Source organism: Streptomyces sp. IBSBF 3136 (assembly GCF_036815105.1).
In the GTDB taxonomy this organism is placed as follows: Bacteria; Actinomycetota; Actinomycetes; order Streptomycetales; family Streptomycetaceae; genus Streptomyces.
Genome location: NZ_JAJSZC010000001.1, coordinates 86,103 through 103,454 on the forward strand (window position 1 = coordinate 86,103; position 17,352 = coordinate 103,454).

A 17,352-nucleotide genomic window follows, 5' to 3' on the forward strand; every position below is an offset into this window, starting at 1 on the left:
CTTGTGCTCGGCGGGCGCCCGGTCGTCCACGGGTGCGCACGTGCCCCTGTGCCCGGCGGGCGCCGGGCATCCGCGATGCGGAGGCCGGGGCCTGGTCAGAGCCACGGGGAGGCGCCGCTGGACGGGGGCCGCCGGCGGGTGGTGCGGCACAGCAGGCGGAAGCCCTGCATCAGGGTCAGGGGCCACAGGAGGGCGAAGCACCACAGCAGCGAGGGGTCCGAGGTGCGGATGCCCACGACGGCGGTGAACGCGGACGCGCCTGCCAGCAACAGGAAGGCCAGCGGAAGCCACAGGCCCCGCTGGAAGCGGGGCCGGCCGGACGTCACCCGCATCCGGTGCACGAGCCGCCGGTCCTGCCGCAGCTCGGCCTCGATGATCAGCAGTGCGACGCGCTCGCGCGGTGAGAGCCGTACGTCGTCGGGGGTCTCCCAGTCGTTCACGGAGAACGCCACCTCCTCCGGCCGCCCGGCGGCCTGCGTGCTCGCCCCTCCCGGACGCCGGGTTCCCCTCCGGGACCCGGTCCAAGCGGCCGGGCCGGCACCGGTCCCGGGGCCCGAGTCGGCCCGGACCGCTGACAACTTGCCCTGATCGGCGGCTACTCTCGGCCGGATGGGCGATCCTGCCGCCGCGGCCGTCCGGATCGGTGTCTGCGGTGCACATGACCTTGACTGCCGCAAGGCAGATACTGAGGAGCAGGACTCCCCTTCCGTCCGTCGTCGAGCGGATCAGGCTTCTGAGGAGGCACAGATGAGGATGCTGATCAACGTCCCGGAGACCGTCGTGGCGGACGCGCTGCGGGGGATCGCGGCCGCGCATCCGGACTTGAACGTCGACGTGGAGAACCGGGTGATCGTCCGCCGGGACGCGCCCGTCGCCGGGCAGGTCGCGCTCGTCTCGGGCGGCGGGTCGGGGCACGAGCCGCTGCACGGCGGGTTCGTCGGTCCCGGCATGCTCTCGGCGGCCTGTCCGGGCGAGGTGTTCACCTCGCCGGTGCCGGACCAGATGGCACGGGCCGCCGCCGCGGTCGACAGCGGGGCCGGCGTCCTGTTCATCGTGAAGAACTACACCGGTGACGTGCTCAACTTCGACATGGCGGCCGAACTCGCCGAGGACGAGGGCATCCAGGTCGCCAAGGTGCTGGTCAACGACGACGTGGCGGTCACCGACAGCCTGTACACGGCCGGACGGCGCGGCACCGGCGCCACCCTGTTCGTGGAGAAGATCGCGGGGGCCGCGGCGGCGGAGGGGCAGCCGCTGGAGCGGGTGGAGTCCGTCGGACGACAGGTGAACGAGAACTCCCGCAGCTTCGGGGTCGCGCTGAGCGCCGTCACCACCCCGGCCAAGGGCAGCCCGACCTTCGACCTGCCCTCCGGCGAGCTGGAGTTGGGCATCGGCATCCACGGCGAGCCGGGCCGGGAGCGGCGGGCCATGATGACCTCCCGGGAGATCGCCGACTTCGCGGTGCACGCCATCCTGGACGACATGACTCCGCGCAGCCCCGTGCTGGTCCTGGTCAACGGCATGGGCGCCACCCCGCTGCTGGAGCTGTACGGCTTCAACGCCGAGGTGCAGCGGGTGCTCGGGGAACGCGGTGTGGCCGTGGCCCGCACGCTGGTCGGCAACTACGTCACCTCGCTCGACATGGCGGGTGCCTCGGTCACCCTGTGCCAGGTCGACGAGGAGCTGCTGCGGCTGTGGGACGCGCCGGTGAACACCCCGGCGCTGCGCTGGGGGATGTGATACGGCGGACGAAGCGGTCAACACCCCTACCACGCAAGGAGACCCAGTGCTCGACGCCGATTTCTTCCGCCGTTGGATGACGGTGGCCGCCGCGTCCGTCGACCGGGAGGCGGAACAGCTCACCGCCCTCGACTCGGCCATCGGGGACGCCGATCACGGCAGCAATCTGCAGCGGGGGTTCACGGCCGTCAGGGCCACTCTGGAGAAGGAGTCGCCGCAGACCCCTGGCCAGGTGCTCACCCTGGCCGGGCGGCAGTTGATCTCGACGGTCGGCGGTGCTTCGGGGCCGCTGTACGGAACCCTGCTGCGCCGGGCCGGCAAGGCGCTCGGGGAGGCCGCCGAGGTGGACGAGGCCCAGCTGGCCGAGGCGCTCCGGGCGGGCGTGGACGGGGTGATGGCGCTCGGCGGCGCGGCACCCGGTGACAAGACGATGATCGACGCCCTGGCGCCGGCCGTGGACGCGCTTCCCGACGGCTTCGCCGCCGCGCGGGTGGCCGCAGAGGAGGGCGCGGTGGCCACCACACCGTTGCAGGCGCGCAAGGGCCGGGCGAGTTACCTGGGCGAGCGCAGCATCGGCCACCAGGATCCGGGCGCCACGTCCTCGGCGCTGCTGATCGCGGCGCTCGAAGAAGCGGCCTCGGGAGCCTGAGGTGAGCGACGACAGGAGCCGCGCGACGCGCGACAGGACGGAGGGGAAGGACGGGATGGGGGACGAGAAGGTGGTCGGCATCGTTCTGGTGTCCCACAGCGCGCAGGTCGCCGCCTCCGTCGCGGAGCTGGCGAAGGGCCTGGCGGGCGGGGCGGCCGGCGTACCCGTCGCCCCGGCGGGCGGCACGGAGGGCGGTGGGCTCGGCACCAGCGCCGAGCTGATCTCCGCCGCGGCCGCGTCCGTGGACCGGGGTGCGGGCGTGGCCCTGCTCACCGACCTCGGCAGCGCGGTGCTCACGGTGAAGGCGCTGATCGCCGAGGGCGACGAACTCCCGGACGGCGCCCGGCTGGTGGACGCGCCGTTCGTCGAGGGCGCGGTGGCGGCCGTGGTCACGGCGGCCACGGGCGCGGACCTGGACGCGGTGGAGGCGGCGGCCGTGGAGGCGTACGGCTACCGGAAGGTGTGAGCCGCCCGTCCGGGGGCGTCCGCGCCCCCGGACGCCCCGCGCCGGCACAGGCCGGGCGGTCGACCGCCCCGGCGGCACGGCTTCACTTTGGCCCGACGAATCTCCGGGCCAGCCGCTCCCCCTCCGCCACCGCCGCCCGGTGGTCCTCGATGGGCGTGGCGCGGGAGCCCTTGAAGACGATGTAGGTGACGCCGGAGTCGGCTCCGCCGCTGCGCGGGTCGGCCTTGATGCCGAGGCCGCGGGCGGTGGCGTAGGAGGCCTCGCCGATGAGTTCGCGCGGGCCGGTGTCGCCGACCACCGCGTACTGCACGCGGTCGCGGTAGACGACGGCCGCCACGGAGCCGCCCCGCACACCCTGCGCCCGGGGGTTCCAGACGCGGCTGGCGGCGGGGATCACGATGTAGGGCAGGGTCTCGGCGTTCAGGTGGCGACCGTCGGACTGCTGGAAGGCGGTGGCGGCGGAGAACAGCGGGTCGGTGCGGCGGTTGCAGCGCGCGGTCGGGCGTCCGTCGCAGTCGACGTCCAGGTCCGCCTTCCAGAACACCGCCTTGCGGGTGGCGCAGACGCGGACCTTGCGCCGGGTGCCGTCGTCGGTGCGGTAACGGCCCCGGGAGACCTGGGCGCAGGTGTGCACCCGGTCCAGCAGGTCGGCCGCCGCCACGGAGCCCTCACCGCGGCCGACGGGCACCTGCCGGGGTGGCGCGGCGGCGGCGGGAAGCGTCGTCGGGGCGAGCAGGGCGGCGCCGGCCATGGCCAGCGTCAGCGACTGGACACGCACTCTGAGGGACCTCTCCTCGGGGGACATTCCGGACACCATGCCCAATACCGGCACCAATGGGCGAGCACCTTGCCGCCCTATGGGGCCGGATGGAGCAGTCGGCTGACGCCCTGTGAGAGGTGAGGCAGGGGCGGGGCGCCCGGGCCGACAACGACCCGGACGCCCGGCCACCCATGCCGGCGCGGGTCCGGCGACGACAGCGTTTTCCGCGCCTGGGCGTGAACTTCCCTGTGGTCACGGGGAGTTCACCCCGCGGGGAAACCTCAGCATACGTAACTCCCCCGCGCGGCGGACAGCTCCGCCCCTTGCTACGGCGGCCCACCCGGGGCCATATTGGTCCGGACCTTTGTCGTGATGCCGTCCGCAGGAAGGCGGAGCCGTGCGACACGTTCCCCCGCGGTCCGTGCTGGCCTTCGGCGTTGTGCTGCTGGTCGCGTCCTGCGGCTGGAGCGGTGCGGCCGACGACGAAGGCGGCCGGGCGCCCGGCGCCCCGACCGGCGTCACCGCCACGGCCGGGAGCGCGTCCAGCGTCCACGTCATGTGGAACGCGCTGCCGGACGGCCGGATCCGCTCCTACGGGGTGTACCGCGGCTCGACGAGAGTGGCCGAAGTCCCGGGCTCCCAGCACATGGTGGACGTCGTCAGGCTCAGGCCGTCCACCGGGTACGCCTTCACCGTGCGGGCGCGCGACACCGCCGGCCGGCTCGGGCCGCCGAGCCGCGCGGTGCGGGCGCGGACGCCCGCGGCCGTGGCGGCGGACCGCTCGGCTCCCGGCCGTCCGTCACGGCCGGCCGGGCGGGTGGTCGGCAGCCGGGCGGTCCAGCTCTCCTGGGGCGCCGCCCGGGACGACCGGGGCGTGGTGTCGTACGACGTCCTCCAGGGCGGTGTGAAGATCCACAGCGTCGGCGGCGGCCAGACCGCGACGGTGATCACCGGGCTGCGTCCCGGCACCCGGTACGTCTTCACCGTGCGGGCGCGGGACGCGGCCGGCAACCTGTCGCCCCGGAGCGCCCGGGTGCGGCTCGGCACGCCGGGCACCGACGACGGCCGGGCCACCGCGCCGACCGGCTTCACCGCCACGACCCACCGTTCCGCCGGGGCCGGCTACATCGACCTGGCGTGGGATCCCCCGCGGGTGGACGGGGTGATCACGGAGTACCAGATCCTGCTCGACGGCACCACGGCCACCTCCCTCGTCTGGGGCGGCGACCCGCCGCCCGGCCGGGCCCACTACAGCTTCTACGCCGGCCGGGACGCGGGGGCCGGGCACCGGGTGCGGCTGCGCGCGCGGCTGCCCGACGGCACCTGGGGCGGCTTCTCGGCGGAGCGGACGGTGACTACCGGCGCGGCCCGCTGACAGCCGCCCCGAGCGGGCCCTGACGCGCCCTCGGCGGGCCCGGAAGCGGCTCGGCGACCCGCCGCGGACGGCGTGCCGCCGTCACCCGACCGGGTGCGGTCCGCATGCGGCGGGATCACGCAGGACGTTTGCTGCCGTTGAGGCAGCACGGACGTTTCCCGACCCTCGGCGGCGCATGGGACGTACCGCCAACCGTGCCGCCGGAGGGCCAGCCAATGCGTAACTCCCGTCTTCTCCTCCGCTCCGGCCTGACCCTGGCGGCCGCCGCCGCGCTCCCGGCCTCGATGGCCGGGCCGTCGGCCGCGGCCTCGGGAATCTCGGTGAGCACCACCGGGTCCACGGTCTCGGTCGTCACCAGCGCCTGTACCCAGACCAACGGCAGTTGGGGCACCGCCTCGCTCCTCGGCAGCCGCGAAGCGAACTTCGCGCAGGGCCGGCAGGTGGCCCTGTCGGGCACCACCATCAGCCAGTCCGCGGCCTGGTCCGGGGTGAGCCCGGGGACGTACACGGTCGTCGTGCTCTGCTCGAACGGCCTGAGCGCCGGAACCCAGTCCGTCATCGTCTCCGCCCCGGCCGCCCCGGCGGCCCCCACGATCTCGTCGACGTCCAAACCCGCGCCCTCGCGTGGTGTGATGGGCGGCCTCGGTGGCGCGGCCCGTGACTACGGCCCGCTCACCCTGGGCGTCGGCGCGGCGCTGGTGGGCTCCGGGGTCATCGCCACGGCCTGGTTCCTGCGCCGCCGCTCGAAGCCCTACCGGCTCTGAGACGGCTGCCCACGAGAACCCGGCCCGTCAGCCCCCGGGCCGGGAACCGGGCGGCGCCCGCCCGGCCGGCCGTCAGCCGGGCGCGCCGTCCGCCGCTCGCGCCTCGGGTGCCGGCGCCGTGCCCTCGCCGGGAAGGGCGGCCAGCTCCGTCAGGGCGTGGGTGAGCCACCGGGTCCAGAAGGTCTCCAGATCGATGCCGGCGCGCAGGACCAGATGGCGCAGGCGGTCCTGCGGGGCGTCCCGGTCCGGCGGGAAGTCGCGCCGCTCGATCTCCTCGTACTCGGCCAACTGCCGCCGGTGCAGCTCCAGATGGCGGCGCAGGTCGGCTTCGAGGCCCGCCGTGCCGACGACCGCGGCGGCGCGCAGCCGCAGCAGGAGGACGTCCCGCTGCGGCTTGGGGTCCTGGGCCGCGGCGGTCCAGCGGGCCAGCTCGGCACGGCCCGCGGGCAGTACCTCGTACCTCTTCTTCTGCCCACGGGCCGGCTGTTCGGCGGGCAGCGTGCGGATGAAGCCCTCGCCCTCCAGCTTCCCCAGCTCGCGGTAGATCTGCTGGTGCGTCGCCGACCAGAAGTAGCCGATCGACTTGTCGAACCTGCGGGTCAGCTCGAGACCCGACGACGGCTTCTCCAGCAGGGCGGTGAGGATGGCGTGCGGGAGTGACATGGCCTCATCCTAGGGACGCGCCCGCGGCCGCTACAGTGCCGCCGCCAGCTCCGTGCCCTGCTTGATGGCCCGCTTGGCGTCCAGTTCGGCCGCGACGTCGGCGCCGCCGATCAGGTGGACGCTGCGCCCGGCCGCGACCAGCTCCTCGTACAGGTCGCGGCGCGGCTCCTGACCGGTGCACAGCACGACGGTGTCGACCTCCAGGACCGTGCTCTCGTCGCCGACGGTGATGTGCAGGCCGGCGTCGTCGATCCGGTCGTAGCGCACGCCCGGGACCATGGTCACGCCGCGGTGCTTCAGTTCGGTGCGGTGGATCCAGCCGGTGGTCTTGCCGAGCCCGGCGCCGACCTTGGTGGTCTTGCGCTGGAGCAGGTGGACCGTGCGCGGCGGGGCGGGCCGCTCCGGCGCGGTGAGGCCGCCCGGTGCCGCGTAGTCCATGTCGACGCCCCAGTGGCGGAAGTACGTCCCGGGGTCCTCGTTCGCCTTGTCGCCGCCGTCGGTGAGGTATTCGGCGACGTCGAACCCGATGCCGCCGGCGCCGAGGACGGCCACCCGGTCGCCGACGGGGGCGCCGTCGCGCAGGACGTCGAGGTAGCCGAGGACGCGGGGGTGGTCGGCGCCGGGGATGTCGGGGACGCGCGGGGTGACGCCGGTGGCGACGACGACCTCGTCGTAGCCGTCCAGGTCCGCGGCGCCGATCCAGGTGTCGAGGCGTACGTCCACGCCGTGTGCGTCGAGCTGGTGGCGGAAGTAGCGCAGCGTCTCGTCGAACTCCTGCTTGCCGGGGACCTTGCGGGCGACGTTCAGCTGGCCGCCGATCTCGCTCGCGGCGTCGAACAGGGTGACCTCGTGCCCGCGTTCGGCGGCGCTCACCGCGCAGGCGAGGCCGGCCGGGCCGGCCCCCACGACGGCGACGCGCTTGCGCCGCCGGGTCGGGGAGAGCACGAGTTCGGTCTCGTGGCAGGCGCGCGGGTTGACCAGGCAGGAGGTGATCTGCCCGCTGAAGGTGTGGTCCAGGCAGGCCTGGTTGCAGCCGATGCAGGTGTTGATGGCCTCGGGCCGGCCGGCCGCGGCCTTGTTGACGAAGTCGGGGTCGGCGAGCATCGGGCGGGCCATGGAGACCATGTCCGCGTGCCCCTCGGCGAGCAACCGCTCGGCCACTTCGGGGGTGTTGATGCGGTTGGTGGTCACCAGCGGGACGGACACCGCGCCCATGAGCTTCTTGGTGACCCAGGTGTAGGCGCCGCGCGGCACCGAGGTGGCGATGGTGGGGATGCGGGCCTCGTGCCAGCCGATGCCGGTGTTGATGATGGTCGCCCCGGCGGCCTCGACCGCCTTGGCGAGGGTGACGACCTCCTCCAGGGAGGAGCCGCCCGGCACCAGGTCCAGCATGGACAGCCGGTAGACGATGATGAAGTCCTCGCCGACGGCCTCGCGCACCCGGCGGACGATCTCGACGGGGAAGCGCGTCCGGTTCTCGTACGAGCCGCCCCAGCGGTCCTCGCGCCGGTTGGTCTGCGCGGCGATGAACTCGTTGATGAGGTAGCCCTCGGAGCCCATGATCTCGACGCCGTCGTAGCCGGCCCGGCGGGCGAGGCGGGCGGCGCGGGCGTAGTCGTCGATGGTCCGCTCGACCTCGGCGTCGGTGAGTTCACGGGGCACGAAGGGGCTGATCGGGGCCTGCAGCGCGCTCGGGGCGACCAGGTCGCGGTGGTAGGCGTACCGGCCGAAGTGCAGGATCTGCATCGCGATCCGGCCGCCCTCGCGGTGCACGGCGTCGGTGACGACCCGGTGCTGCTCGGCCTCGGCCTCGGTGGTGATCTTGGCGCCGCCCTCGTAGGGGCGTCCCTCGTCGTTGGGCGCGATGCCGCCGGTGACGATCAGGCCGACTCCCCCGCGCGCACGGGCGGCGTAGAAGGCCGCCATCCGCTCGAAGCCGCGCTCGGCCTCCTCAAGGCCGACGTGCATGGAGCCCATGAGCACGCGGTTGGGGAGCGTGGTGAATCCCAGGTCGAGCGGGGACATCAGGTGGGGGTAACGGCTCATCGGGCCCTCCGTGCAGGGTGCGGTCGCCTCTTGTTGTAGAGGACGCCCGACCCATTGTGCAACTAGTTGCATAAACGAGGGCGCGTGAGCCCGGCCACTCCGTGACCGGTGGGCCGTGCACGACGACGCCCCGCCCGGTGGTGTGCCGGGCGGGGCGTCACGAGGGTGGGGGTACGCTCAGCGGCTCTCCAGGCGCAGGTGCAGGTCGCGCTCCTGATCCCCGGAGGCCGCGCAGGTCTCCTCGACCTCGAACATCGAGTCCAGGGTGGTGCGGAACCGGTTCACGGCCCAGTAGCCGCCCTGGACGTCCGCCGTGACGGACGCGTCGAGGTGGACCGGCGGACAGCCCGACTCCCGGGCGTCCGCGACGTCATAGGTGCCGAGCCACACCATCGGACGGGTCTCGTGGAGCTGCTGGGGCACCTCTTCGGGAGCCCGGTCCGAGGCGAAGCAGGTGTTCAGCGCGTCGAAGACGAGGCGCGCGTCCTCCTTCGAGCCGCTGATCTCCACCGAGACGGTCTCCTGGTGCGACCGGTCCTCGTTCCTCATGATCGCTCCTTTCGTGGCCGCGCTGCGGTGGAACGGGGGTACCCCGCCGTACCGCGTCCATCCTCAGGAAAACACCACGGCCCGGTGAGCACACCTCAGCCGCGGGAGAACTTGTACGTCTTGCTGTCCGTGAGGACGCAGAAGCCCGGCGACACGACGATGACGCGCAGCACGCCGCTGCGGCGGTCGTAGTCGATGCCCTCCACCTCGAAGGAGCCCGAGCAGGAGCTGCGCAGCGGCAGCCGGCGCAGGGCCGTGACGTGGCCGGTGACGTCCGCGGTGCCGTTCGGGGCGGCCGACAGGTCGACGCGGAGCAGCGGCTTGGTCATGCCGAACAGGGAGCCGTCCGGGTCGTCCGAGGAGCACAGCAGGGTCGTCGGACCGGCGAAGTCGCAGCCCTGGACGTCGCGCACGGGGTGGTCGAGGTGGACCGTGGAGGCCTGCGGGAGGTTGGCCGACGGCGACGTGGCCGGATTGACGCCGGGCGTCGGGAAGACCAGCAGGCGGTCCATCGTGCCCCACTCGCCCGAGAGCATCCACTGGCCGTCGGGCGAGATCGCGTCCCAGGAGTTGTTCAGGGCCTCGCCGGGGCTCAGCGTGTGCACGTACTCCGACCAGCCGCCGCCCGGCGCCTGCACCCGGTACATCTTCGTGTTGCCGGAGTCCCGCTGATAGGGCTCGACGTAGTGGCCGTCGTACGAGGCGTCGGGGTCGCCGACGTGGTTCCAGCCCCGGACGGACAGGCCGATCGGGATCGTGCCGATGCCGGTGTAGCGGTTGGGGCTGCTCGCCGGGACCTCCACCGAGGCCAGGCCCTGGCTCTCGGTCAGCGGGTCGGCGCGGTCCGAGCCCGTCTCGTTCCAGGTCTCGGCGGCCGAGGCCGGCGCGGGTGCGGCGAAGGACACGACGGCGGCGGTGGCCAGGGTGACCAGTCCGGAGAGGACTGCGTGGCAACGTTGCCGGGCGGACGCGGGCATGGCCGGCTCCTCGAACGGGGGGTGGGGACACTCGGACGGCGGACAGTCTGGCCGTGTCGCGTGGTCATGTACAGACCAACCGAGCAACATGGGCGTGAACTCTCACGGCCCGCGGGGGCCGCTCCCTCCACGGGCTCCGCGGGCGGCGGCCGCGGCGCGGCACCGTCGGCGGAGCCCTCGGGGCGCCCGCCGGTGTGCGGACTTCGGCGTACGTGCGCCGTCGTGTTGAGAGATGGTGGACATAGTCGGCGACGGCGGCGGAGAGTCTGGTGTGAGCGCGGTGGAACAAGGGGAGTCGGCACGGGGGACGACGTGCCGTGCGGACGGGCGAAGGCGGTGCGTGGCATGAGTGCAGCCGAGGCTCCGGCGGCCGCGGGCGGCGAACCCGCGCGCGGGCCGGTGCGGCCGGGCGGGCTGCTCGACGTGCTGAGCGTGGCGTCGGTGGTGCTGGACACCGACGGCCGCATCGTGCTGTGGAGCCCGCAGGCCGAGGAGCTGTTCGGCTACAGCGCGCGGGAGGCGCTGGGCCAGTACGCCGCCCGGCTGATGGTGAACGAGGGGCACATCGAGCTCGTCGGCAAGCTGTTCGCCGACGTCATGCGCACCGGCCAGAGCTGGGCCGGCGGCTTCCCGATCCGGCACAAGGACGGCACCACCAAGCTGGTGGAGTTCCGCAACATGCGGCTGCTGGACGACCGGGGCGACGTGTACGCGCTGGGGCTCGCCGCCGACCAGTCGACCGTACGGCGGCTGGAGCAGGACGTGGCGCTGTCCGAGCGGATGGTGCGGCAGTCACCCATGGGACTGGCCGTCCTGGACACCGAGCTGCGGTTCGTCTCGGTCAACCCGGCCCTGGAGGCGATCAACGGGCTGCCCGCCGCCGAGCACGTCGGGCGCAGGCTGCGCGAGGTCGTGCCCCGGCTGGAGGCCGGCACCCTGGAGGACGCGGCCCGCCGGGTGCTGGAGACCGGTGTGCCGCTGATCGACAGGCCCGTCGTCGGCCGTACCCCGGCCGATCCGGACGAGGACCACACCTGGGCGCTGTCGCTGTACCGCCTGGAGGACTCGATGGGCAACGTCCTCGGCGTCGCGGCCTCCCTGGTCGACATCACCGCGCAGCACCGGGCCTCCGTCGAGGCCGAGGCCGCGCGCCGCAGGCTCGCGATCATCGCCGACGCCTCCGCCCGGATCGGCACGACGCTGGAGCTGGAGCGCACCGCCTGCGAGCTGGCCGAGGTCGCCGTACCGGCGCTTGCCGACATCGCCGCCGTGGACCTGCTGGACGCGGTCGTGGAGGGCCGGCCGAGCACGCTGGGCCCGTCGGAGTCCGCGGTGATCCGGGCGCTCGCGGTGCGTCCCGCGCAAGCGTCGGACGCCGTGTGCGCCGCCGATCCGCCCGGCCACATCGCCCGCTACGCGCCCGACCGGCTGGTCACCCAGTGCGTCCGCACCGGCGAGGCCGTGCTCGTGCCGCAGGTCAAGGACGAGGACCTGCCGCGGATCGCCCGCTCGCCCGAGGCGGCCGAGTCGCTGGGCCGGGCGGGCCTGCACTCGTACCTCGCCGTGCCGCTGATCGCGCGCGGCGAGGTGCTGGGCGCCCTCGACCTCAAGCGCACCCGCACCCCGGAGCCGTTCGGCGACGACGACCTCCTGCTGGCCAGGGAGCTGGCAGCCCGCGCGGCCGTGCAGATCGACAACGCCCGCTGGTACCAGAACGCCCGCAACACCGCCCTCACCCTGCAACGCAGCCTGCTGCCCAGCCATCCGCCGGTGACGACCGGCCTCGAGGTGGCCTCCCGCTACCAGCCGGCGGGCGCCACCAGCGAGGTCGGCGGCGACTGGTTCGACGTCATCCCGCTGGACGGCGGCCGTACGGCGCTCGTGGTCGGCGACGTGATGGGCAGCGGCATCAGCGCCGCCGCCACCATGGGCCGGCTGCGCACCGCGACCACCACGCTCGCCTCGCTCGGCCTCGACCCGGCGCTGCTGCTGGAGCACCTGGACAAGACGACCTCGGCCCTCGACCACTCCATCGCCACCTGCGTGTACGCCGTCCACGACCCGCACCTGCGCCAGTGCCGGATCGCCAACGCCGGCCATCTGCCTCCGGCCCGGGTACGTCCCGGCCGGCCGCCCGAACTGCTGGACCTGCCCACCGGGGTGCCGCTCGGGGTGGGCGGGGTGGAGTTCTCCACGGTGACCGTCGACTTCGAGCCGGGCGACGAGCTGGTGTTCTACACCGACGGGCTGGTCGAGACCCGCCGCCACTCACTGGACGAGCGCCTGGACCTCCTGCTGTCCCTGCTCGACGGCCCGCCTCGGCCGCTGGAGGAGGCCTGCGACCTGCTGCTGCGGACGCTGCACCACCCGGACAACCACGACGACGTGGCGCTGCTCATCGCCCGCGCGCAGGAACTGCCCGGCCCGTCCCCGCGGTAGCCGGCGCCCGGGGCTGGGCGTAGCCGGACCTCCGGGCGGTGCGGCGAGCGTGCGTGCCGGGCGTCGCACGGCAGAGGACCGCTTTCGCGACCGGCCCTTAGCGCCGTACGCCGATCACCACGTGCGCGTACAGCTCCTCCGACTCCGCGAGACGCGCCGTCAGGCCCGCGTCCCGGAAGGCCGCCACGGCGGCCGGAGCCTGGCGTTCGCTCGTCTCGGTCAGCAGACAGCCGCCGGGCGCGAGCCACTCGGACGCCCCGGCGGCCACCCGGCGCAGCACGTCGAGGCCGTCCGCACCGCCGTCGAGGGCGGTCTTCGGCTCGTGGTCGCGGGCCTCCGCGGGGAGCAGCGCCACCTCGTCGCTGGGCACGTAAGGCACGTTGGCGGTGAGGATGCCGACGCGGCCGCGCAGCCCGGCCGGCAGGGCGTCGAACAGGTCGCCCAGATAGGCCAGGCCGCCGTACGGGGCGAGGTTGCGGCGGGCGCAGCGCACGGCGGCGGGGTCGATGTCGGCGGCGTGCACCTCGACCGCGCCGAGCGCGGCGGCCAGGGCGGCGCCGAGCGCACCGGAACCGCAGCACAGGTCGACGACGACCGGGGCGTGCGGAGCCCGCACCAGCGCCTGGTCGACCAGGAACTCGGTACGGCGCCGGGGGACGAAGACGCCCGGCTCCACCGCGATGCGCAGACCGTGGAACTCGGCCCAGCCCAGGACGTGTTCGAGCGGGAGCCCGGCGACGCGCCGGTCCACCATCGCGGTCAGTTCCTCCGGGGTCCGGGCGGCCGCGAGGAGCAACTCCGCCTCCTCCTCGGCGAAGACGCACCCGGCGGCACGCAGCGCGGAGACGACGGCGGCGACGACATCGGGGGCGGTGGCCGACGGGGGCGGCGATTCGGAGGGCGGTGCTGCCATGGAAGCCGGTCTCATCCCCTCGTGGCGCGCGGCCGCGTACCGTCAGCGACCGGGCGGCCACCCTATCCCAGCGCACCCAGTTGTACTATGCAACTGAGGTACGGAGGCGGTGCCCCCGCAGGTGCCCAGGAGGTGATCCCGTGACGGCGGCGCAGACGGCCGTGGAGACGATCCAGCGCGAGATGACGATCTTCGCCCGCCGGGCCCGGGCCTCGGCCGGGCGCATGCACCCCGAGCTGTCGCTGGTGTCGTACACCCTGCTCGGTCACCTGGAGGAGAGCGGCGGCTGCCGGGCGACGGACCTGGCGGCGCACTACGCCCTGGACAAGTCGACGGTGAGCCGCCAGGTGGCCGCGCTGGAGCGGGCCGGGCTGATCGAGCGGCGCCCGGACCCCGGCGACCACCGCGTCCAGGTGCTGCACCTGACCGGGGCGGGGCGGGACATCCTCGCCCAGGTGACGCGCAGCCGCCGGGCCGCCTTCCGGGACCGGCTGGCCGGCTGGCCGGAGGACGACCTGGTCCGCTTCGCGGCCTACCTGGAGCGGTACAACGCGGCCCCGTCCGGCGCCGGCTGACCTTCAGCGCCCGGCGCGGGGCTCGGGCCCCGTCCGCGGGGTGGGTTCGCGGCGGCCCGTGTAGGTGGGTCCGCCCGCCGGTCCGCTGAGTGGGTCCGTGCGCCGGTCCGCGCGGTGGGTCCACGCGGCGGGTCCGCCCGCCGGTCCGCGCCCGGTTCGCGGTTAGTTCGCGCGGGTGGGTCCGCCCGCCGGTCCGCGCACCGGGTTCTCGGTGGCTTCGCGCGGGCGGGTCCGCCTGCCGGTCCGCGCGCCGGGTCCAGGCCGGGCGCTCACGCGACCGGTACGGCGGCCTCCCGCGCGTCGGCCTGCGGCTCGGGCGCCCGCGCGGCCAGGAACGCGGTACGGCGGCGCAGCCGGAAGCCGAGGGACTCGTAGAGCCGGATCGCGTTGCCGTTCTCCGCGCTGGTGTGCAGGAACGGGGTCTCGCCGCGCTCCCGGATGCCGTGCGCGACCGCGAGGATCATCCGGGTGGCGAGGCCCTCGCCACGGTGCGCCGGGTCGGTGCAGACCGCGCTGATCTCGGTCCAGCCCGGCGGGTGCAGCCGCTCTCCCGCCATGGCGATGAGCGCGCCCCCGCGGCGGATGCCGAGGTAGGTGCCGAGTTCGATGGTGCGCGGCAGGAACGGGCCCGGCCGGGTGCGCGCCACCAGGTCGAGCATCTCGGGGACGTCCGCGGGCCCGAGGCGCACCGCCTCCGGGTCCGGGGCGGCGGCGAGACCGTCGTCCACGAACTGGACGCCCTCCATCCGGAAGGTGACCTCCCAACCGTCCGGCACCTGCCCCCGGAAGCCGGGCAGCGGCACCTCGGCGCCGGGGCCGGCCAGTGCCGCGAGGTCGGCCCAGTCGCCGGCGTCCGGCTCGGCGGGCAGGGCCAGCCACGGGGAGACGTCGACCGGGTAGCGCAGCACGCGGCCGCGCCGCTCGGCGAAGCGGGCGTGCGGGCCGGTGAGGGAGGCGAGGGCGGGGTTGTCGAGGACGTGCGGTGCGCCGGCCCCCGCCGGGGCCGCGTCGTCCGCGGCACCCCGTGCCGCCTCGGTCAGGGCGATCCGGTTCGCCTCGGGCATCCTCGTTCCTCGCTTCCGTTCGGGCCGTCACCGGCACACCGGCCGGCACTCAGCGTGCAAGGAGGCGCGGGGGGCGGCTATTCCCGGCCCGCCGGCCGTTCATGAGCATGTAATGATCGGGGCGGTGACCTGGGACGGAGCGCCCGCGACGACAGGTACGGTTGAAGCATGAACGTCACCCGAGGCTTCACGGGGCGCCCGCGCGTCGTCGACCCAGGGCTGCCACCGGGGCAGTACGACGCGAGGGACGACTGGCCCGTCCTGTCCGCCGAGGTCACCCCCCACCTCACGCCGACCGACTGGTCCTTCCGCGTCGACGGGCTGGTGGAGCGGCCGCGGACGTGGCACTGGGACGAGGCGCGCGCCCTGCCCGCATCCTCGTACGCGGGCGACATCCACTGTGTGACCGGCTGGTCGAAGTTCGGGGTGCGCTTCGGCGGTGTCTCGCTGGACACGTTCTTCGATGCGGTCCGGCCCCGGGCGACGGCCACCCACGCGGTCGCCTACTCCCACACGGGCTACACCACCAACCTGCCGCTCGCGGACCTCATCGGCGGGCGCGCCTGGATCGCCTGGGAGTTCGACGGCGAGCCGCTCGCGCCCGAGCACGGCGGGCCGGCCCGGCTGCTGGTGCCGCACCTGTACTTCTGGAAGAGCGCCAAGTGGATCGCGGGCATCAGGCTCCTCGACCACGACGAGCCGGGTTTCTGGGAGCAGAACGGCTACCACGAGCGGGGCAACCCGTGGGAGGAGCAGCGGTACTCCGGTGACTGAGACGGTGACGACGGCCTTCACTCCCCCGTCGCGCTTCGCCGTGCCCGGCCGCATCGCGGTCAGCGGCCAGGTGGCGGCGGTGTGGCAGACGGCCACGCTGACGGAGATCCGGCGCGAGACCCCGCGCGCGGCGACCTTCCGGCTCGCGGTGCCCGGCTGGGCCGGGCACCTGCCCGGGCAGCACCTGATGCTGCGGCTGACCGCGCCGGACGGCTACGTGGCCCAGCGCCACTACTCGATCGCCTCCGCCCCCGACGACTCCGGCCACATCGAGCTCACCCTCGACCACGTGCCGGACGGAGAGGTGTCGAGCTGGTTCCACACGCTGGCCAGGCCAGGCGACACGGTCGAGGTGCGCGGCCCGCTGAGCGGCTTCTTCGCCTGGCCGGGCGACCGGGCCGCCCTGCTGCTCGGCGCCGGTTCCGGGATCGTGCCGCTGATGTCGATGGTGCGGCACCACCGGGCCCGGGGGCTCGCCGTGCCGCTGCGGATGCTGGTGTCGGCGCGCGGCCCCGAGGACCTGATCTACGCCCGGGAACTGGGCGCGGAGACGACGGCCGTGTACACGCGCAGCGCTCCCCAGGGGGTGCCGGTGGGCCGTCTGGCGGCCGCCCAGCTGGCGCCGCTCCTGGCCGAGCGGCCGCACGGCGGCTGGGAGGCCTACGTCTGCGGTTCCAACGGATTCGCCGAGCACGCCTCCCGCCTGCTGGTCGAGGCCGGCCAGCCGGTCGACCGGATCCGCATCGAACGCTTCGGCTGAACACGGGGCGCGGGCCGCACCTGGCCGGGCCGCACCCGGCCGGGCCGGACCCGCCGCCCGGGAGCCCGCACCCGCCCGGTGGCGCGTGGCCGCGGTCGTGCCGCATGAGGCTTGAAGTCGCTGTGGGCGGGGTGAACGAGGTGCGCCGTACGGGGTACGTGACGGGTGTGGGCGCTCGTGCACGGCCGCGGGGGCGGACGAGCCGGTGACACGGCCCGGGCCTCCGGCGGCGAGGAGGTGGGCATGCGGACCGGGGTGCGTGGCTGGCGGTGGCGGCGCAATCCGCTGCGGCGGCGGTCGGACGTCGTGGAGGCATGGGCGGTGCTGATCGTCTCCGTCCTGCTGTTCGTGGTCGCGCCCCTGGTCGGGGTGGCGGCCGGGCTGCGCGCCCACGACCGGGCGCAGACCGTGGCGGTCGCGGAGCGCTCCGAACGTCACCACGTGCGGGCCGAGGTGGTCGCCGCGCCGGCCCGGCGGCTGCACGCCGTGCAGGGCGACCGCGAACATCCCTACCAGGCCATGGTCCGCTGGACCGAGCCGGGCAAGGGGGTACGGACCACGCAGGCCCGGGTGCCGGCGGGCACCCGCCCGGGGGACGAGGTGACCGTGTGGTTCGACACCCGGGGCCGCAGTGCGGCACCGCCCCCGGACGACGTCGCGGTATGGCAGCACACGGTGACGGTGGGCGTGTGCGCGGCGGGCGGCGCGGCGGCCGTGGTCCTGCTCGGGCATGCCGTGGAGCGCCGGATCGCGCTGCGGCACCGGATGGCCGAGTGGGAGCGGGCGTGGGCCCGCACAGGACCGAAGTGGACCCAGCCGAGGACCTGACCGGCGGGCC

General features: G+C 74.5%; 18 protein-coding genes. 10 read left to right on the plus strand and 8 right to left on the minus strand.

Annotated elements, in window-relative coordinates:
- Positions 1-95: 95 nt before the first annotated feature.
- On the minus strand, positions 96-452 hold the full coding sequence (locus V7E45_RS00325; RefSeq protein WP_333772017.1) for a DUF3040 domain-containing protein: 357 nt from the start codon (positions 450-452) through the stop codon (positions 96-98).
- Positions 453-747: 295 nt separating this feature from the next.
- Between V7E45_RS00325 and dhaK the strand changes: the two genes are divergently transcribed.
- Genes dhaK through V7E45_RS00340 form a run of 3 tightly spaced genes read left to right on the plus strand, consistent with a single transcriptional unit; the run spans position 748 to position 2,855 of the window.
- A complete protein-coding gene (gene dhaK, locus V7E45_RS00330; RefSeq protein WP_333772018.1) occupies positions 748-1,740 on the plus strand; it encodes a dihydroxyacetone kinase subunit DhaK in 993 nt (330 codons plus the stop codon).
- Between the two features lie 46 nt (positions 1,741-1,786).
- Positions 1,787-2,389 (plus strand): dihydroxyacetone kinase subunit DhaL, encoded by a 603-nt coding sequence (gene dhaL, locus V7E45_RS00335; RefSeq protein WP_333772019.1) that lies wholly within the window; start codon positions 1,787-1,789, stop codon positions 2,387-2,389.
- 55 nt (positions 2,390-2,444) lie between these two features.
- Positions 2,445-2,855 (plus strand): PTS fructose transporter subunit IIA, encoded by a 411-nt coding sequence (locus V7E45_RS00340; protein WP_333772051.1) that lies wholly within the window; start codon positions 2,445-2,447, stop codon positions 2,853-2,855.
- An 82-nt stretch (positions 2,856-2,937) separates the two neighbouring features.
- Here the strand turns inward: V7E45_RS00340 and V7E45_RS00345 are convergent, their stop codons facing one another.
- Positions 2,938-3,633 (minus strand): glycoside hydrolase family 75 protein, encoded by a 696-nt coding sequence (locus V7E45_RS00345; protein ID WP_333772020.1) that lies wholly within the window; start codon positions 3,631-3,633, stop codon positions 2,938-2,940.
- Positions 3,634-4,012: 379 nt separating this feature from the next.
- On the opposite strand from V7E45_RS00345, the gene V7E45_RS00350 reads away from it, so the two are divergent.
- Entirely contained in the window at positions 4,013-4,990 is a 978-nt protein-coding gene (locus V7E45_RS00350; protein WP_333772021.1) for a fibronectin type III domain-containing protein, read from the plus strand.
- 215 nt (positions 4,991-5,205) lie between these two features.
- Entirely contained in the window at positions 5,206-5,754 is a 549-nt protein-coding gene (locus V7E45_RS00355) for a hypothetical protein (protein ID WP_333772022.1), read from the plus strand.
- A gap of 72 nt (positions 5,755-5,826) precedes the next feature.
- On the opposite strand, the gene V7E45_RS00360 is transcribed toward V7E45_RS00355, so the two are convergent.
- The 4 genes from V7E45_RS00360 to V7E45_RS00375 all read right to left on the minus strand — a co-directional run bounded on the left by V7E45_RS00360 (position 5,827) and on the right by V7E45_RS00375 (position 9,989).
- Positions 5,827-6,417 carry a PadR family transcriptional regulator gene (locus tag V7E45_RS00360; protein ID WP_333772023.1) on the minus strand — a complete coding sequence of 197 codons (591 nt, stop codon included), beginning with the start codon at positions 6,415-6,417 and terminating at the stop codon, positions 5,827-5,829.
- Positions 6,418-6,447: 30 nt separating this feature from the next.
- Entirely contained in the window at positions 6,448-8,463 is a 2,016-nt protein-coding gene (locus V7E45_RS00365; RefSeq protein ID WP_333772024.1) for an NADPH-dependent 2,4-dienoyl-CoA reductase, read from the minus strand.
- Positions 8,464-8,640: 177 nt separating this feature from the next.
- Positions 8,641-9,012 carry a hypothetical protein gene (locus tag V7E45_RS00370; RefSeq protein ID WP_333772025.1) on the minus strand — a complete coding sequence of 124 codons (372 nt, stop codon included), beginning with the start codon at positions 9,010-9,012 and terminating at the stop codon, positions 8,641-8,643.
- 95 nt (positions 9,013-9,107) lie between these two features.
- Complete coding sequence (locus V7E45_RS00375; protein ID WP_333772026.1) at positions 9,108-9,989, minus strand: hypothetical protein; 882 nt, start codon at positions 9,987-9,989, stop codon at positions 9,108-9,110.
- 345 nt (positions 9,990-10,334) lie between these two features.
- Here V7E45_RS00375 and V7E45_RS00380 point away from each other — a divergent pair, with 345 nt between their 5' ends.
- Entirely contained in the window at positions 10,335-12,428 is a 2,094-nt protein-coding gene (locus tag V7E45_RS00380; protein ID WP_333772027.1) for a SpoIIE family protein phosphatase, read from the plus strand.
- A 97-nt stretch (positions 12,429-12,525) separates the two neighbouring features.
- Here V7E45_RS00380 and V7E45_RS00385 read toward each other — a convergent pair whose 3' ends face one another.
- A complete protein-coding gene (locus tag V7E45_RS00385; protein ID WP_333772028.1) occupies positions 12,526-13,341 on the minus strand; it encodes a putative protein N(5)-glutamine methyltransferase in 816 nt (271 codons plus the stop codon).
- A gap of 182 nt (positions 13,342-13,523) precedes the next feature.
- Here V7E45_RS00385 and V7E45_RS00390 point away from each other — a divergent pair, with 182 nt between their 5' ends.
- Positions 13,524-13,916, plus strand: a complete 393-nt coding sequence (locus V7E45_RS00390) for a MarR family winged helix-turn-helix transcriptional regulator (RefSeq protein WP_333772052.1) — start codon at positions 13,524-13,526, stop codon at positions 13,914-13,916.
- A gap of 269 nt (positions 13,917-14,185) precedes the next feature.
- Here V7E45_RS00390 and V7E45_RS00395 read toward each other — a convergent pair whose 3' ends face one another.
- Positions 14,186-14,980 carry a GNAT family N-acetyltransferase gene (locus tag V7E45_RS00395; RefSeq protein WP_333772029.1) on the minus strand — a complete coding sequence of 265 codons (795 nt, stop codon included), beginning with the start codon at positions 14,978-14,980 and terminating at the stop codon, positions 14,186-14,188.
- Between the two features lie 168 nt (positions 14,981-15,148).
- On the opposite strand from V7E45_RS00395, the gene V7E45_RS00400 reads away from it, so the two are divergent.
- The 3 genes from V7E45_RS00400 to V7E45_RS00410 all read left to right on the plus strand — a co-directional run bounded on the left by V7E45_RS00400 (position 15,149) and on the right by V7E45_RS00410 (position 17,342).
- The gene (locus V7E45_RS00400) at positions 15,149-15,754 is read left to right on the plus strand and encodes a sulfite oxidase-like oxidoreductase (RefSeq protein WP_333772030.1); all 606 of its coding nucleotides are present in this window, start codon (positions 15,149-15,151) and stop codon (positions 15,752-15,754) included.
- A gap of 4 nt (positions 15,755-15,758) precedes the next feature.
- Positions 15,759-16,514 carry a ferredoxin reductase gene (locus tag V7E45_RS00405; RefSeq protein ID WP_333772053.1) on the plus strand — a complete coding sequence of 252 codons (756 nt, stop codon included), beginning with the start codon at positions 15,759-15,761 and terminating at the stop codon, positions 16,512-16,514.
- A gap of 243 nt (positions 16,515-16,757) precedes the next feature.
- Positions 16,758-17,342 (plus strand): Rv1733c family protein, encoded by a 585-nt coding sequence (locus V7E45_RS00410; protein ID WP_333772031.1) that lies wholly within the window; start codon positions 16,758-16,760, stop codon positions 17,340-17,342.
- Positions 17,343-17,352: the final 10 nt, after the last annotated feature.

Excerpts from the sequence above, each read along its gene's own strand:
- V7E45_RS00370 (WP_333772025.1), bottom strand. The coding sequence starts at position 9,012 with ATGAGGAACGAGGACCGGTCGCACCAGGAGACCGTCTCGGTGGAGATC.
- V7E45_RS00375 (WP_333772026.1), bottom strand. The coding sequence starts at position 9,989 with ATGCCCGCGTCCGCCCGGCAACGTTGCCACGCAGTCCTCTCCGGACTG.
- V7E45_RS00365 (WP_333772024.1), bottom strand. The coding sequence starts at position 8,463 with ATGAGCCGTTACCCCCACCTGATGTCCCCGCTCGACCTGGGATTCACC.
- V7E45_RS00395 (WP_333772029.1), bottom strand. The coding sequence starts at position 14,980 with ATGCCCGAGGCGAACCGGATCGCCCTGACCGAGGCGGCACGGGGTGCC.
- V7E45_RS00385 (WP_333772028.1), bottom strand. The coding sequence starts at position 13,341 with ATGGCAGCACCGCCCTCCGAATCGCCGCCCCCGTCGGCCACCGCCCCC.
- V7E45_RS00340 (WP_333772051.1), top strand. The coding sequence starts at position 2,445 with ATGGGGGACGAGAAGGTGGTCGGCATCGTTCTGGTGTCCCACAGCGCG.
- V7E45_RS00380 (WP_333772027.1), top strand. The coding sequence starts at position 10,335 with ATGAGTGCAGCCGAGGCTCCGGCGGCCGCGGGCGGCGAACCCGCGCGC.
- V7E45_RS00410 (WP_333772031.1), top strand. The coding sequence starts at position 16,758 with ATGCGGACCGGGGTGCGTGGCTGGCGGTGGCGGCGCAATCCGCTGCGG.
- V7E45_RS00400 (WP_333772030.1), top strand. The coding sequence starts at position 15,149 with ATGAACGTCACCCGAGGCTTCACGGGGCGCCCGCGCGTCGTCGACCCA.
- V7E45_RS00355 (WP_333772022.1), top strand. The coding sequence starts at position 5,206 with ATGCGTAACTCCCGTCTTCTCCTCCGCTCCGGCCTGACCCTGGCGGCC.
- V7E45_RS00390 (WP_333772052.1), top strand. The coding sequence starts at position 13,524 with ATGACGATCTTCGCCCGCCGGGCCCGGGCCTCGGCCGGGCGCATGCAC.
- V7E45_RS00360 (WP_333772023.1), bottom strand. The coding sequence starts at position 6,417 with ATGTCACTCCCGCACGCCATCCTCACCGCCCTGCTGGAGAAGCCGTCG.
- dhaK (WP_333772018.1), top strand. The coding sequence starts at position 748 with ATGAGGATGCTGATCAACGTCCCGGAGACCGTCGTGGCGGACGCGCTG.